Here is a 13,539-nt window from a genome sequence, read left to right on the forward strand (position 1 = left end):
CGCTATGTTTGGAATCCTGCGCACCCTCTGGCTGACCTTCCTGCATATGGCCCACCGCCGCGTGACAGTGGGCTATCCCGAGCACAAGCCCCCCCTGCCGCCGCGCTATCGCGGCCGCATCATCCTCTCGCGCGACCCCGACGGAATGGAACGCTGCGTGGCCTGCAACCTGTGCGCGGTAGCCTGCCCGGTCGACTGCATCAGCCTGCAAAAGGCCGAACAGGACGGCAGATGGTATCCCGATTATTTCCGCATCAACTTTTCCCGCTGCATCTTCTGCGGCATGTGCGAGGAATCCTGCCCCACCTATGCCATCCAGCTCACCCCCGATTTCGAGATGAGCGAATATCTGCGGCCGAACCTGGTCTACGAAAAGGACGACCTGCTGATCAGCGGTACGGGAAAATATCCCGACTACAGCTTCTACCACGTAGCGGGCGTAAAAATCCCCGGCAAGGACAAGGGCGAAGCCGAGCGCGAATCCCCGCCGATCGACCTCCACACTCTGTTGCCATAAAGGAAGAGCGGCACGATGTCGGACCTGCCCTTCATCCTGTTCTCGCTGGTTGCCGCTTGGGCGGCCATCATGGTCGTCACGCGCGACATCGCGGTGCACGCACTGTTATACTTGGTCGTGGTCCTGCTGTCGCTCGCCGGCGTCTTCTTCGCTCTGGGTGCGCCGTTCGCCGCGATGCTGGAAATCATCATCTATGCCGGCGCCGTCATGGTGTTGTTCGTCTTCGTGGTCATGATGCTCAATCTAGGCCAGACCGACCGCGACCGCGAGCGGCACTGGATGGCACCCGGGGTCTGGATCGGGCCCACCCTCCTCTCAGGCCTCCTGCTCATCGCCCTCTGCCTCACGCTGCGCGCCATGCCGCCCACGACGGGCTCCGATACCTTGGCCCCGATCGGACCGCAGACAGTCGGGATCCTGCTCTACGGTCCATACGTGCTGAGCGTGGAACTGGCCTCCTTCCTGCTTCTCGCCGGCTTGGTCAGCGCCTTCCACATCGGCCGCGATACCCGCGCCACTGGCGTCAACTCTGGCACCGCAACGGGGGACGTCTGATATGAACGCCACCTCTCCCACCCAGGCCCTGCTGCTGGCGACCATATTGTTCACGATCGGGATGCTCGGCGTGCTGGCCCGCCGCAACCTGCTGCTGATGCTGATGTCGATCGAAATCATGCTGAACGCGGCAGCCCTGGCCTTCATCGCCGCCGGCGCACGCTGGCACGCGGCACAGGGACAGGTGATGTTCCTGATGATCCTGTCGCTCGCCGCCGCCGAAGCCGCCGTCGGGCTGGCCATCATCCTGCGTCTGCATGCCGCTGGCCGCCCGACGCTGGACGCCGATACCGGCAACCGGCTGAAGGGATAATAAGGCCATGGATGCGCTGCTCCTGCCCTTGATCGTCGCCTGCCCCCTCCTCGCGGCCGGCCTCCTGTTCATGTCGGCCGGCCGCATGCCTCCGCTCCCCACCTGCGTGATCGGGGCCGGCTCGGTCGGGCTTTCGGCCCTGATGGCAGCCATGCTCGCCACCGGGTTCCTGCGGACTCCTCCGCCCGCCGGCGCGCTGCACGCAACATTGTGGTCGTGGATGCAGGTCGAAGGCTTTAACACCCGGATCGCCTTCACGCTCGACCCGCTGTCACTGGTCATGATGCTGGTCGTTACCGGCGTCGGTTTCCTGATCCAGCTCTACGCATACGGCTATATGCACGACGATCCCGGCATCGCACGGTTCTTCGGCTGCATGACCCTCTTTGTCGCAGCAATGCTGGTCCTCGTCTTCTCATCGGACCTGCTGAGCCTTTATATCGGCTGGGAGGGCGTGGGCATCTGCTCCTACCTGCTGATCGGATTCTGGCATACCGACACTGCCAACGTCGCCGCCGCGCGCAAGGCCTTCATCGTCACCCGCATCGGCGACGCAGCATTGCTCTGCGGCCTGCTGCTGCTGGCAACGCGTGCCGGCACGCTGGATATTCCGGCCCTGCTGCACATCGCGGCCACCCGCCCCGCCGACCTGTCGGCGGAAACGGCCGCCTTTCTGCTGCTGGGTGGCGCCGTCGCCAAATCTGCGCAGGTGCCGCTCCAGACCTGGCTCCCCGACGCCATGGCCGGCCCCACCCCGGTCTCCGCGCTGATCCATGCCGCGACCATGGTGACAGCCGGCGTGTATCTGATCGCACGCCTCCATCCCCTGTTCGCTTCGGTCCCGGCCGCGATGACGGCAGTCACGATCATCGGACTGGTCACCCTCCTTCTGGCCGCCGGCAGCGCCCTGGTACAGACCGACATTAAGCGCATCCTCGCCTATTCGACCATGAGCCAGATCGGCTACATGTTTCTCGCCCTCGGCGCCGGAGCCTGGCAGGCGGCGATCTTCCACCTCGTCACCCATGCCTTCTTCAAGGCCCTGCTGTTCATGGCCGCCGGCGCAATCATCCTGCGCGTCCATCACCGGCAGGACATCTACCAGATGGGCGGCCTCGCGCGTGCAATGCCGGGCGTGTTCGTCGCCTTCCTGGCGGGCGCGGCGGCCCTGGCCGGCCTGCCGCTGCTGACAGCGGGTTTTTACAGCAAGGAGATGATCCTGCAGGGCGCATGGCACGCCGCCCCCCTGCTCTGGGCAGGTGCCCTGCTCGGCGCCTTCGCAACGGCAATCTATATCTTCCGCTGCCTCTTCATCGTGTTTTTCGGAACCCGGCACACGGAACCACACGGCCGCACGGGCGCCACCATGGCCATGCCGCTTGCCTGCCTCGCGGTTCTGGCGCTCACGGGCGGATGGATGGAAATGCCCGACGCTATCGCCCCGGTGCATCTGTTGTCGCACCTGCTCTCTCCCCTGTTCGGCGCACCGATGCCAGAGGGTCCGACCTGGCTGCTGTGGGCAGGCTCACTGGTCCCGCTCGCCGGGGTCGGCGTGGCGTGGTTGCTGTGGCGGCCACGCATCCAGACGCGCGCCCCCCCGGAAGACGCCCTCGCCCGCTTGGCTCGCGCCGGCTGGGACTTCGATACGCTCTATGACGTCCTGATCATCCACCCGTTCGTCACGCTCGGCCGCCTGAACCAGACCGACATCTGCGATCGCCTCTCCAACGCCACGGCCGCAACGGCCCGCGCCGGCGGCCGGATGCTCGGCCGCATGCAAAGCGGGCAGGTCCGACGCTATGCGGGCTGGATCGCGGCCGGCACGGTCGTCGCCCTGTGCCTGGGGGCCCGGCCATGATCGCCCTTCCCTCCCTCGTCCTGCTGCCGGCGGCGGGCGGCCTCGCCGCATGGCTGTCCGACCGGGGCCCTCCGGCGCGCCACCTCCCATGGTGGATCGCCATCGCCACCATCCTGTCGCAGACGCTGCTGCTGCTCTTCGTCACCTGCACTGCCGGATGGAGCAGCGGCCCATGGCTCGCCCATTTTTCCATGCCGTGGATTCCGGCGCTGGGCATCGCCGCGCGCATGGACATGGACGGGCTGAGCCTGGTGCTGCTGTGGCTGACGACCATCCTGTCCTTTCCCTGCGTGATCCTGTCCGCGCGCGACGTCGGCGAACGGCCGGGTCTGTTCCACCTGCTCCTTCTCGCAACGATCGCCGGCATCAACGGCGTTTTCCTAGCCACCGACCTGTTCCTGTTCTTTTTTTTCTGGGAGCTGATGCTGGTGCCGATGTACGTGCTGATCCTGCAATGGGGGCATGAGGACCGGCGCCGCGCCGCCATCAAGTTCTTCCTGTTCACCCAGGGCAGCGGCCTGCTGATGCTGGTCGCGATCCTCGGCCTCGTCATCCTGCACCAGCACGCCACGGGCGTCGTCACCTTCGATTACTTCGCGCTGGCCGACACGCCGCTGATGCCGACTGCCGCCATGGTGCTGATGCTCGGCTTCTTCATCGCCTTCGCCGTCAAGCTGCCAGTGGTGCCGCTGCATGTCTGGCTGCCCGATACCCATACCCAGGCCCCCACCGCCGGCAGCGTGCTGCTGGCCGGCATCCTGCTGAAAACCGGCGGCTACGGGCTCATCCGCTTCGTCGTACTGCAGTTCCCCGACGCGACGGCCCGCTTCACGCCGGTGGCCTTGGCCATGGGGGCAGCCGGCATCCTGTACGGCGCATGGCTGTCCCTGGCGCAGGACGACATGAAGCGCCTGATCGCCTACAGCAGCGTGAGCCATCTGGGCTTTGTCCTGCTGGGCGTCTTTTCCGGCTCCGCCATGGGCATGCGCGGCGCGGTGGTGCAGATGGTCGCACACGGGCTGAGCACAGGCGCATTGTTCGTCATCGCCGGCTCGCTGCAGGACCGGCTGCACACGCGCGACATGCGGCGCATGGGCGGCCTGTGGCAAGCCCTGCCGCATCTTTCCTCCATCGGCCTGTTCTTCGCCATCGCGTCGCTCGGCCTGCCGGGCATGGGTAATTTCGTCGGCGAATTCCTGGTCCTGCTCGCCACCTGGCGCATCAGTCCGCCAATCGCGATCCTCGGCGCCGCCGGGCTGGTACTCTCGGCGGTCTATTCCCTCACGATGGTCGGCCGCGCCTTCCTTGGCTCGCCTCATGCGGGGCAGGACACCGACCAAACGCCACCCCCCGCCGATTTCGGCGCCCGGCAGATGACGGTGCTAGGTCTCACCATGGCCCTGCTGCTGGTGCTGGGCACCTACCCCCAGCCGGTCTTGGACCTATCGCTGCCGGCAACGCCCCACGCCGCGCCGGAGATGGAGGCCATCCACCCATGACCGCCCTGCTCCCGGGCCTGCCGCCGGCGCTGCCGATCCTGGGCGGCGGCATCGCGCTTCTCATGCTGTGCATCGCCTGGCACCGGTCGGAAACGCGCGCCATCCTCATTGCGCTGACAACATTGGTGCTGGCCTTCGCCAGCCTGTGGTTGCCCGTCCTCCCTTGGCCTGGCGACCCGACCGGCATGCTGTTCGTGCCCGACGGATGGTTCACCTACATTGCCGCCTTGATGCTGCTGTCCTCGGCCGCAAGCGTCATCATGGCGTGGCGCGAGGCCGGCACCCCGGCCGATGAATTCTACCTGCTGCTGCTGCTCGGCACGCTGGGCGCTCTGGTCATGGCCGGCAGCATGGACATGGTGATCTTCTTCCTTGGGCTGGAGACGCTGAGCCTGTCCCTGCTGGGATTGATCGCCTATCACCGCACCCAGCCCACGGCCGACGAAGCGGCGATCAAATACCTGATTCTGGCCGGTCTCTCTTCGGCGATCCTGCTGTTCGGCCTCGCCCTGTCCTACGCCGACAGCGGCAGCCTGCGCTTTGCCGCCCCCTCCCGGAGCGGGTCGGAAAGTCCGGCCCTCCCCTTGGCGGCAACGGCGCTCGTGCTGACGGGCCTGTTCTTCAAACTGTCCGCCGTTCCCTTCCACACCTGGCTTCCCGACGTCATGGAAGGCGCCCCGATTCCGGTCGCATCCTTCATCGCCGTCACCTCCAAGATCGCCCTGTTCTCAGCTCTCGCACGTTATTTTGCAGGGGCCGATCTGCTCCGCCCCGACGCCGTGGGCGCCGAACTCGCCATCGTCGCGATGCTGAGCATGTTCGGCGGCAATCTGCTGGCGCTGGGGCAGGTCAACCTCAAGCGCCTGCTGGCCGGCTCCTCCATCGCCCATGTCGGATACCTGCTGCTCGCCCTCCTGTCGCCGGGGCCGTTCGGCATGGCCAGCGCCGCCTTCTACCTTGCAGCATATGCCGCCGCGACATCGGGCGCCTTCGCCGCGATGCGCGGCGCATCCGGCCTGTCCGACATCGGCGCATGGCGCGGCATGTTCCACCGCCGTCCCGCGCTGGCATTGGCCATGGTCGTCATGCTAGTCTCCCTGGCAGGGATCCCCCCCGCCATCGGCTTCTTCGCCAAGACCTACATCGTCATCGCAGGCGTCTCGGCACGGCGAATCGTGCTGCTGGGCGCGCTGGTCGCAAGCAGCATTATCGGTCTCTACTATTATCTCAACGTCGTGCGCGCGATGATGGAACCGGTTCCGGAGGTCCCCCGCGCGGTACGCGGCACGACCGCGAATGCCGCCCTGATCACCGCCCTGGCCATCGTGACCGTCCTGGCCGGGCTCTTTCCCGAAACGCTCGTCCGGCAGACCCGCTCACTCCTGCAACCCACGCCCATCCTGCACGAGGCCGGCCTAGGCCCCGTCGCCGCTCACGACATGCTGTACAGGGAATAAGCCGATACTGCCCCAAAACCCTGTCTTTTCCCCGAGGCCCCTCCCATCTGATCGATACGGGCAGCGCCGCGACGCGCACATCATATCACCAACCCGAATAAAGGGGGGGAAGACGCCATGACCACCACCGTTCTCCAGGCCCTGGAAAAAAAGGATCGCCATCTCTTCACGGTGCACGAAGACACACCGATCCGCGAAATCGCCGGCCTCATGACGCAGAACAGGATCGGCGCCGTCCCCGTGCTCGACGCCCATGCCCATCTCGGCGGTCTGGTGTCGGAACGCGACCTCGTCGCCGCCTTGGCCGGACACGGCATGGACGTCGTCCACTTGGCGGCACGTGACATCATGGCCCGCGATGTGCCGACGACCACGCTGGACGAAGATATCCTTAAGGTCGGCCGCAAGATGACCGACCGCCGGGCCCGTCACCTGCCCATCATAGACAACAGTGCCGTCATCGGCATCGTCAGCATCGGCGATATCGTTAAATTCCGTGTCGACGAAGCCGAACGTCTGGCCTCCGCGATGCAGGATTACGTCTGGCGCAACGATCACGGCGCGGTCGGACACTGACCGCACCGTCTCGCCACTTCATTCGATCAGAAATCAGGCAAAGACCTTGTCAGTTGCAGCGCAGAATTTCCTCATCTCGTCCGCCGATCCGACAGTGATCCGCGACATATTGGGCCAGATCGGCCAGTTGCGGCCAATATCGATCCACTGCGCTGCATATTGCTGCTTCACATGGTGGGCAGGCTGGTTCCAGTTCACCATGAACATGTTGGCACTGCTTGGAATAAACGCGATCTTCCGCTTGCGCAGATAGTCGAACGTCTCTTCGCGCGCGGCAATCATTTCATTGCGTCGCGCCACGATATTCTCGGCCTGCGTCAGGCTCGAAGCACCGATCGCCAGTGCCACGATCGACAGGGTGCCGCTCTGGTTCTGGCCATCATAGCGCATCATCCGCGCATGCAGGTCTGGACGCGCAAAACTGAACCCCAGCCGCAAACCCGCCATCCCGAACAGCTTCGAGAATGTACGCAGAACAATGACATCCTTGTTCTGGGCTACAAGATACGCCGCGCTCTTCGCTCCAGCGAAATGCAGATAGGCTTCATCCACAACAACCACGGCACCCGCAGGCTTGTTGTCCACCAGCCACGCAATATCCTCCAGCGGCGTCAAAGTCCCGGTCGGGTTATTAGGCGAACAGACATAATACAGGCCGGCATTCGGATCGGCCTGGAGCATGGCCCGCACGTCGGTGGCGTAATTATTGTGCGCACTCAACGGCACCTTGGAGACCTTGATATTCAGCCATGCTCCCGTCCGCCATGAGGCTTCGAACGTCGGGTCAGCCGTGACCAGGCCACGCGTGGGCGAGCAGAATGTGACGACAACACGCGAAAGCGGGTCGCTCGACCCCGGCCAGGGCAGAATATGCGTGGCCGGAATCCCCTCCACGCCCGATGCAGTCTCAATCAGATGGCTCCGCAGATTAGAGGGCTCATAGCGGTTCCCCACCTTGATCACCGCAGCACCCGCTTCGGCGGCACTGGCAAATGGGCCCGTCCAGCACTCATTGCTGGCGATCCGCACCATACCGGACTTGTCGGGGCGATTCATCTCCGGGATCGCGGCCCCGGCGGCGCGCGCCTCCCCCATCAGATGCGGCAGCGCGACCGCGGCGGCCACCGGCATGCCAAGCAGGGCCGCGATCCGGCCGAACTGGCGGCGCGAATAGCCGCGCTCCAGCAGATCCTCCCGGCCCTCCTTGGGGATCATTGTCGTCATTCGAGCACTCCACGCCTGTCGGCCATTTCACAATGAGATCAATTACGATCACGATATTGTATGCTGACCGGACAGAAGTCCACCTCCGATCGGCCCCACCGTACCCACCGGCTCAGTTCAGGCCGAAATGCTCTCGATAGCGGCGAAAACAGGCCGCCCCACATTCAAGCCGCATCAGCGCTCCTTCGGCGATTGCCGCTGCGCGCCGAGGGTCCTCCGTGACAAGCGGGCCGATAATCTCCGCGTTCCAGGCCGCGGAATGGCGGATATCCAGCACGGCGTGCAGATCGAAATAATGCCGGTCATCCGCCCTCACCCCAAGGCGCTTCAACCCGGCGGCAACCATTGCCGCCCGGCCCGGCGCCGTCAGTTCGATCACCCCCAACGCACCGATGGCGTGAAATGCCAGATGCCGGTGCAACGCCAGCCCGGCCATGGTATTGGCAAGCGCCAGAGACTGCCACACCGTCCCCTCCGGCTGGGGCGCCAACTCCAGGGCATGCACCAGATGCGCCAGCATCGGCCCATGCATACCGGGTTCGCGGCCATGGCCCATCTCGTCCCAGTAATTCCGCGCCAATTCGAGCTTGGGCCGTGTCGGCATCCGCACCTGCACCAGCGCCGTCAGATCCTCGAAACCAGCTTCGCCAGCCACTTCCTGCTCCAGAAACCAGCACATGGCCTCCCGCGGCGCCTCCCGTGCCAGCCACGAGAAAAGCGCGTCTCCCTGACCGGGACCGGTGCACTCCAACCTCTCGAACCACGCCACAAATGCTGCCCCATCCTCGGGCGCCAGGGCGGCGGCGGGTGCGACCCGTGCGCGTGCCTCTCTCAGAAAGCGCGCCTCGTCGGCCAGCAACGGGCTGAGATCCAGCCCGCCAGGGTCCTCATCCTCGGGTAGGCACGGCGTCAGACGCACGCGGTTCAGTGTCGCAAGCCCCAAATGGAAGCGCCGTTGCGTCCGCTCCACGCTATCCCCCGGCAGGCAGTCGTTCATCGGCGCCATCCCGTACTATTTTTGCCGTGTCATCGTCAGGCAGATCACCGCAATGCGCTCCGCGACAGCTAGCGGCCCGTCCTCCAATTCCTCACCGAAGACATCCGGATCAAGCTCGACCGCCTCCCAGACGAAATCTCCAAGCCCTACCAAAGATGCGACATCCCGCAAGAACGGATTATCTCCGCCGATGATAGCGGTCCCGGTGTAAAGCAGTAACGTCCCTCCCGGCGCCAAGCGTTCCATGGCGGTCCCGACAATCGCCAGCGACAACCCCTCCCCCAGCTTGCCGCCTCCGTTCCGGTAGAGCCGGCGTCGAGGATCGGGCAAATAGGGCGGATTGGAGACGATCAGGTCGAACGAGCCCGAAACCTCCGACAGAAGATCGCTCTGCGCCTGAATGATGTCGACGCCGGCCAGGGCCGCATTGACGCGCGCCAGCCGCAGTGCGGCCGCATTGATGTCGACCATCACGATGTCGGCTGCCGGCTCATGCTGCGCGATCAGGATCGCCCCCAGGCCCGAGCCGCAGCCGATATCGACCGCCCGCACGGGCGACGGCGCATCGCGAAGATAGGCCGCAAGCATGGCAGCAAACCGGTAGCTGTCCGGCCCAAAGAACACGGCATCCTCCGCCTCGGTCGGAAAAGCAGAGTGAAAGAACCCATGCGACCCTAGCGTCGAGAACCGGAAACGGCTGCGCCACGCCCCCTCATCGGCAACCAGTATCCCCGCCGCCATCGCCTGTTCGAACAACGGCACAGGCAACAGATCCTGCCGAAACGGCCGGCTCCAGCCGAAGATATCGACCAGATTGCCGGCCCATTCATTGCCCGGCCGGCCATTCACCCGGCGCTGGGTTTCAGGCGTCGGGCAGACAAATCGGTAACCCCCTCGCAACAGCGTGAAGCCCACTTGCTGCATTGCCCGATCTGGATTCGAAGTGAAGGCGTTACATTGTTCCATGATGAGGTCCCAACGCAGCATGAGGGACACCTGTTCCCGTCTCCTCACCGGCCGCCCCGGCTTCGGCGCCATCGAGCGCCTGCCGAAACCGATATTATGCATCCCCCTCGTCATCCAGTGGCTCTGGCTGGGACTTCGTCATCGCAGCCAGACTCTGCCATCGACCGTCAACCCGGCGATAGAGACCGGCGGACTGGCGGGGGAATCAAAATATGCCTGCCTGTCCCGCGTCGGCCCGGAGCATGCCCCCTGGATCGCCCGCACAGTTCTCATTCCCCCCGCCCGATTCCGCACGGCAGCCGCCATGGCGGACGACCCGACCTTTCCACTGATCGCCAAACCCGACATCGGATGGTGCGGCTACGGCGTCCGGCGTATCAATAACACTGATGAACTGGCCAATTACATCTCGGCTTTTCCATCCCATGCCGGCTTCCTGCTGCAGGAATTCATCCCCGGCCCCCATGAAGCCGGCTTGTTCTACATCCGCGGGCCTGCCGAGGCGCATGGCCGCCTCATCGGGCTCGCCGTGCGTCATCCGCCGCAGGTCGTCGGCGACGGAGTGCGCTCCATCGCCGAACTGATGCTCTCCGATCCCCGGCTCGCTCCCTTGATCAAGCATTATAAGGCGGCCCTTCCGCCCGGCCGCCTGAACCATATCCCGGCAATCGGTGAATGCATCCTCCTCGGCACCGTCGCCTCCCTGCGGGTCGGGGGGCGCTACGAAAACGCCATGCGGCTGAACACCCCCGACCTCGAAGCACGCGTCGATGCGATCGCCCGATCGATGAACGGCTTCCATTTCGGCCGCCTCGACGTACGTTTCAGCAGCGAAGACGCCCTGCGCCAGGGACAATTCCAGATTATCGAAATCAATGGCGCGGGATCGGAAGCCATCGAGTTCTGGGACCCGACGCTGAGCCTCGCGGCCGCCTATCGCGGCGTCTTCGCCAAGCAGAAGATTCTTTTCGCACTGGCGGCCGAAATGCGGACTGCCGGCCAAATTCCGATCGGCCCGGCCGCCCTGTTCCGCGCGTGGAGGCGACAATTGCGGCTGATGCGATGCTATCCGCCGTCGAATTAACGCCACCCGGCCTGAACGGCCGATGAACAATCCGAACGATGAAGCGTTATCAGGACAACCATTTCCGGAGTCCTCACGATGCTGACCCTTCTCGTGATCATCCTCATCATATTCGCCATCGGAGGCGGCGGCTACGGCATTCGCTCCGGCTGGTATGGCGGCCCGCGAGGCTCGGGATTCAACGGGCTGGGCCTATTGCCGATCATCGTGATCATCATCGCCCTGTTCCTGCTCTTCCGCAGTCCGGCCGGACCATGACCCGCCTCCCTGCTCCGTACGCGGCCCCGTTCCAGCCAGGAACCACAAACACGAAAAGCGCGTGCGATGAGCGGGCTACCATATCGGTTTAGGGGATATGTCCGCGCGGACAACCATCATGAACACCGCGCTCCACAACGCGCAGATCGACGTTCCAGTCTTGCCGGCCCAGCCCGCGTCCCCCTTTCCCGAGGACGTCCCCAAAAGCCTGCCCGTAAATTCGGGCTGGCAACCGAAAGCGCCCCGTCAGGGCCGAGTCCGTCATGTGTTTCCGAGCATCGGAGCGGAGCGCCCTCAATGGCCGTGAGCACCAAACCGCGGAAACGCGCGCCGCATCGCCGGCAGGGGAACTTTCTCTCAGTGTCTGACTGAAAATGAGTTAAGTGATTTCAGGTAGTTATGATTCATGAATTTGCGAGAACCTGATGAGATCAAGAAGGCCTGAACTGAAATCACCCACGCGCAGTATTGCCGGGACGACCTGGAGTATACAAGCGACCTGCGCGACGCGGAGTGGGCGCTGATTGCGTCGCTGATGCCCGAGAGGAAACGACTAGAAAGTCACAGCCAATCGGTTAAAATCGCTGAAAATGGCGGCTATCGAGCATTCCGCCGACGCTCAGGATCGTGACGGCGCGTCGCTGCAAGCGTCCAGGATACGCTCATTGTTCCCCTGACTTCGCCATCTGATCGGTGACGGAGGATATGCTGGCAAGAAGTTGCCTGGTGCGCTGACTGAACTCGGCCGATCGACGATCAAGATCGTCAAGGGTAGCGATCGGGCCGAAGGCTTCGTCGTCCTCCCGAAACGCCGGATCGTGGAGCGCAGCCTTGCATCGCTTCGGACGCTGCCGCCGCCTCATCAAGGATGTCCAGGAAACAATCTTGTCATCATGCGGGTGATTGATGATCGCTCATATCCGTAGAGTTCTGTGGAAAATCAATCAAATCGCTTTCTGATTCAAGCTCTCATATCGCCCTGGTTGCGCCTTTACCGGTCAGAACCATCTGACGTACGTCTTCTCGGCAGATCGGCGTCAGTCCCGTATGCCGCCTTCCATTCTTCGCCGGTGTCAGTGTGGCAAAGGCAATTCCTGCTCAGACAAGCCTTGAAGACGAACATCGATTACAGACGTCTTGTCGACCTTGTCCAAAAGCTCCAGGAACGGCTTGATGATGTCGATCGGCATCGGAAAGATAATGGTCGAGTTCTGCTCCGCCCCGATTTCCGCCAGTGTCTGCAAGTAACGCAACTGCATGGCGGCCGGAATGCTCGACAGGATCGAAGCGGCATTGACCAGTGTTTGCGAAGCCTGAAGCTCGGCTTCCGCATGGATGATCTTGGCGCGCCGGTCACGTTCTGCCTCCGCCTGTTTGGCGATCGCCTTCACCATGTTGTCCGTCAGTTCAACGGTTCTGATCTCGACATTGCTGACCTTGATACCCCAGTTTTCGGTTTGCGAATCCAGAATGCTCTGCACGTCGGTGCTCAGCTTCTTTCGTTCAGCCAGCATCTCATCCAGCTCGTGCTGCCCGAGCACCGCACGCAGGGTCGTTTGAGCCAGCATCTGCGTCGCGGGCATGTAATTCTGGACCTGGATGATGGCGCGTTCGGGACTGACGACATTGAAATAGAGCACAGCATCAACTTTAATAGAAACATTGTCGCGCGAAATCACATCCTGGCTTGGTATCTCGATAACCTGGATGCGTAGGTCCACACGCTCCATCCGCTGGACGAAAGGTACTAGCAACACCAACCCAGGCCCCTTGACCTTCGAGAACCGGCCAAGGGTAAAGACGACGGCACGCTCATATTGGCGCAAAATCCTCACGGCGGCCGTGACCAGAACAAAAGCCGCGATCAGGATGATCGGCGAGCTGATGTAGAGAGGTGAGAAATACATAGTACACCACCCTTCTCTGCGAAGGCGACAAAGCCCCCCTGTTGATTCGATCGACGCGGCTTATCACCTCGACATCAAGATGCCACGCAACACCGCAGACGGAACTGATGACCGAATATAGGTCGCTTTCCCCCTAAGGACAGACTTGTACGTTACCCATGGAACGTGGCAGCAAAGCCCTGGTTTCGAGAGGCCACGCTGGTGCGTGTCGCCAGCCCCGAACGGAATTGCCTCGGGATCAGCCGAATCCGTTTCTCCCTGCCTAAAGGCCCGGTGAGCAATCCCGATGACAAGCTGGAAGCCGCAGAAGCAATCGGCGGCGACGGTT

At 63.5% G+C, this 13,539-nt stretch carries 13 protein-coding genes and 1 pseudogene; 10 read left to right on the forward strand and 4 right to left on the reverse strand.

Translation table 11 applies throughout. The annotated features are described in order from the left end of the window. Nucleotides 1-4: 4 nt before the first annotated feature. The 7 genes from nuoI (at nucleotide 5) to HLH27_RS13615 (ending at nucleotide 6,775) form a co-directional block, all read left to right on the forward strand. Complete coding sequence (gene nuoI, locus HLH27_RS13585; RefSeq protein WP_182950585.1) at nucleotides 5-517, forward strand: NADH-quinone oxidoreductase subunit NuoI; 513 nt, start codon at nucleotides 5-7, stop codon at nucleotides 515-517. 15 nt (nucleotides 518-532) lie between these two features. After that, on the forward strand, nucleotides 533-1,072 hold the full coding sequence (gene nuoJ / locus HLH27_RS13590; RefSeq protein WP_182950586.1) for an NADH-quinone oxidoreductase subunit J: 540 nt from the start codon (nucleotides 533-535) through the stop codon (nucleotides 1,070-1,072). Nucleotide 1,073: 1 nt separating this feature from the next. Next, the gene (nuoK, locus tag HLH27_RS13595; protein WP_182950587.1) at nucleotides 1,074-1,385 is read left to right on the forward strand and encodes an NADH-quinone oxidoreductase subunit NuoK; all 312 of its coding nucleotides are present in this window, start codon (nucleotides 1,074-1,076) and stop codon (nucleotides 1,383-1,385) included. 7 nt (nucleotides 1,386-1,392) lie between these two features. Beyond that, nucleotides 1,393-3,243 carry an NADH-quinone oxidoreductase subunit L gene (nuoL, locus tag HLH27_RS13600; protein ID WP_182950588.1) on the forward strand — a complete coding sequence of 617 codons (1,851 nt, stop codon included), beginning with the start codon at nucleotides 1,393-1,395 and terminating at the stop codon, nucleotides 3,241-3,243. After that, entirely contained in the window at nucleotides 3,240-4,742 is a 1,503-nt protein-coding gene (locus HLH27_RS13605; RefSeq protein WP_182950589.1) for a complex I subunit 4 family protein, read from the forward strand. Before nuoL ends, HLH27_RS13605 begins: the two co-directional genes overlap by 4 nt. Then, nucleotides 4,739-6,199 carry an NADH-quinone oxidoreductase subunit N gene (locus HLH27_RS13610; RefSeq protein WP_182950590.1) on the forward strand — a complete coding sequence of 487 codons (1,461 nt, stop codon included), beginning with the start codon at nucleotides 4,739-4,741 and terminating at the stop codon, nucleotides 6,197-6,199. The genes HLH27_RS13605 and HLH27_RS13610 overlap by 4 nt, the downstream gene beginning before the upstream one ends. A gap of 117 nt (nucleotides 6,200-6,316) precedes the next feature. Then, the gene (locus tag HLH27_RS13615) at nucleotides 6,317-6,775 is read left to right on the forward strand and encodes a CBS domain-containing protein (protein WP_182950591.1); all 459 of its coding nucleotides are present in this window, start codon (nucleotides 6,317-6,319) and stop codon (nucleotides 6,773-6,775) included. Nucleotides 6,776-6,808: 33 nt separating this feature from the next. Here the strand turns inward: HLH27_RS13615 and HLH27_RS13620 are convergent, their stop codons facing one another. The 3 genes from HLH27_RS13620 to HLH27_RS13630 all read right to left on the reverse strand — a co-directional run bounded on the left by HLH27_RS13620 (nucleotide 6,809) and on the right by HLH27_RS13630 (nucleotide 9,983). Further along, on the reverse strand, nucleotides 6,809-7,999 hold the full coding sequence (locus HLH27_RS13620; protein WP_182950592.1) for a pyridoxal phosphate-dependent aminotransferase: 1,191 nt from the start codon (nucleotides 7,997-7,999) through the stop codon (nucleotides 6,809-6,811). 112 nt (nucleotides 8,000-8,111) lie between these two features. Then, nucleotides 8,112-8,996 carry an iron-containing redox enzyme family protein gene (locus tag HLH27_RS13625; protein WP_182950593.1) on the reverse strand — a complete coding sequence of 295 codons (885 nt, stop codon included), beginning with the start codon at nucleotides 8,994-8,996 and terminating at the stop codon, nucleotides 8,112-8,114. A gap of 15 nt (nucleotides 8,997-9,011) precedes the next feature. Beyond that, complete coding sequence (locus HLH27_RS13630; protein WP_246375898.1) at nucleotides 9,012-9,983, reverse strand: methyltransferase; 972 nt, start codon at nucleotides 9,981-9,983, stop codon at nucleotides 9,012-9,014. Between HLH27_RS13630 and HLH27_RS13635 the strand changes: the two genes are divergently transcribed. The 3 genes and pseudogenes from HLH27_RS13635 to HLH27_RS13645 all read left to right on the forward strand — a co-directional run bounded on the left by HLH27_RS13635 (nucleotide 9,982) and on the right by HLH27_RS13645 (nucleotide 12,207). Beyond that, nucleotides 9,982-11,046: a hypothetical protein gene (locus tag HLH27_RS13635; protein ID WP_246375899.1), complete on the forward strand. Its 1,065-nt coding sequence runs from the start codon at nucleotides 9,982-9,984 to the stop codon at nucleotides 11,044-11,046. The two genes, HLH27_RS13630 and HLH27_RS13635, sit on opposite strands and share 2 nt — an antisense overlap. A 78-nt stretch (nucleotides 11,047-11,124) precedes the next feature. Beyond that, entirely contained in the window at nucleotides 11,125-11,304 is a 180-nt protein-coding gene (locus HLH27_RS13640) for a hypothetical protein (RefSeq protein WP_182950594.1), read from the forward strand. A 451-nt stretch (nucleotides 11,305-11,755) separates the two neighbouring features. After that, nucleotides 11,756-12,207: pseudogene (locus tag HLH27_RS13645) on the forward strand (transposase). 170 nt (nucleotides 12,208-12,377) lie between these two features. Here the strand turns inward: HLH27_RS13645 and HLH27_RS13650 are convergent. Further along, nucleotides 12,378-13,211, reverse strand: coding sequence for a slipin family protein (locus HLH27_RS13650; protein WP_182950595.1), 834 nt, complete (start codon nucleotides 13,209-13,211; stop codon nucleotides 12,378-12,380). Between the last annotated feature and the right edge of the window lie 328 nt (nucleotides 13,212-13,539).

Origin of the sequence: Gluconacetobacter takamatsuzukensis (assembly GCF_014174275.1) — a bacterium.
Lineage (GTDB): Bacteria > Pseudomonadota > Alphaproteobacteria > Acetobacterales > Acetobacteraceae > Gluconacetobacter > Gluconacetobacter takamatsuzukensis.

Coding starts and splice junctions, on each gene's coding strand:
- nuoI (WP_182950585.1), top strand. CDS start 5: ATGTTTGGAATCCTGCGCACCCTCTGGCTGACCTTCCTGCATATGGCC.
- nuoJ (WP_182950586.1), top strand. CDS start 533: ATGTCGGACCTGCCCTTCATCCTGTTCTCGCTGGTTGCCGCTTGGGCG.
- nuoK (WP_182950587.1), top strand. CDS start 1,074: ATGAACGCCACCTCTCCCACCCAGGCCCTGCTGCTGGCGACCATATTG.
- nuoL (WP_182950588.1), top strand. CDS start 1,393: ATGGATGCGCTGCTCCTGCCCTTGATCGTCGCCTGCCCCCTCCTCGCG.
- HLH27_RS13605 (WP_182950589.1), top strand. CDS start 3,240: ATGATCGCCCTTCCCTCCCTCGTCCTGCTGCCGGCGGCGGGCGGCCTC.
- HLH27_RS13610 (WP_182950590.1), top strand. CDS start 4,739: ATGACCGCCCTGCTCCCGGGCCTGCCGCCGGCGCTGCCGATCCTGGGC.
- HLH27_RS13615 (WP_182950591.1), top strand. CDS start 6,317: ATGACCACCACCGTTCTCCAGGCCCTGGAAAAAAAGGATCGCCATCTC.
- HLH27_RS13620 (WP_182950592.1), bottom strand. CDS start 7,999: ATGACGACAATGATCCCCAAGGAGGGCCGGGAGGATCTGCTGGAGCGC.
- HLH27_RS13625 (WP_182950593.1), bottom strand. CDS start 8,996: ATGAACGACTGCCTGCCGGGGGATAGCGTGGAGCGGACGCAACGGCGC.
- HLH27_RS13635 (WP_246375899.1), top strand. CDS start 9,982: ATGAGGGACACCTGTTCCCGTCTCCTCACCGGCCGCCCCGGCTTCGGC.
- HLH27_RS13630 (WP_246375898.1), bottom strand. CDS start 9,983: ATGCTGCGTTGGGACCTCATCATGGAACAATGTAACGCCTTCACTTCG.
- HLH27_RS13640 (WP_182950594.1), top strand. CDS start 11,125: ATGCTGACCCTTCTCGTGATCATCCTCATCATATTCGCCATCGGAGGC.
- HLH27_RS13650 (WP_182950595.1), bottom strand. CDS start 13,211: ATGTATTTCTCACCTCTCTACATCAGCTCGCCGATCATCCTGATCGCG.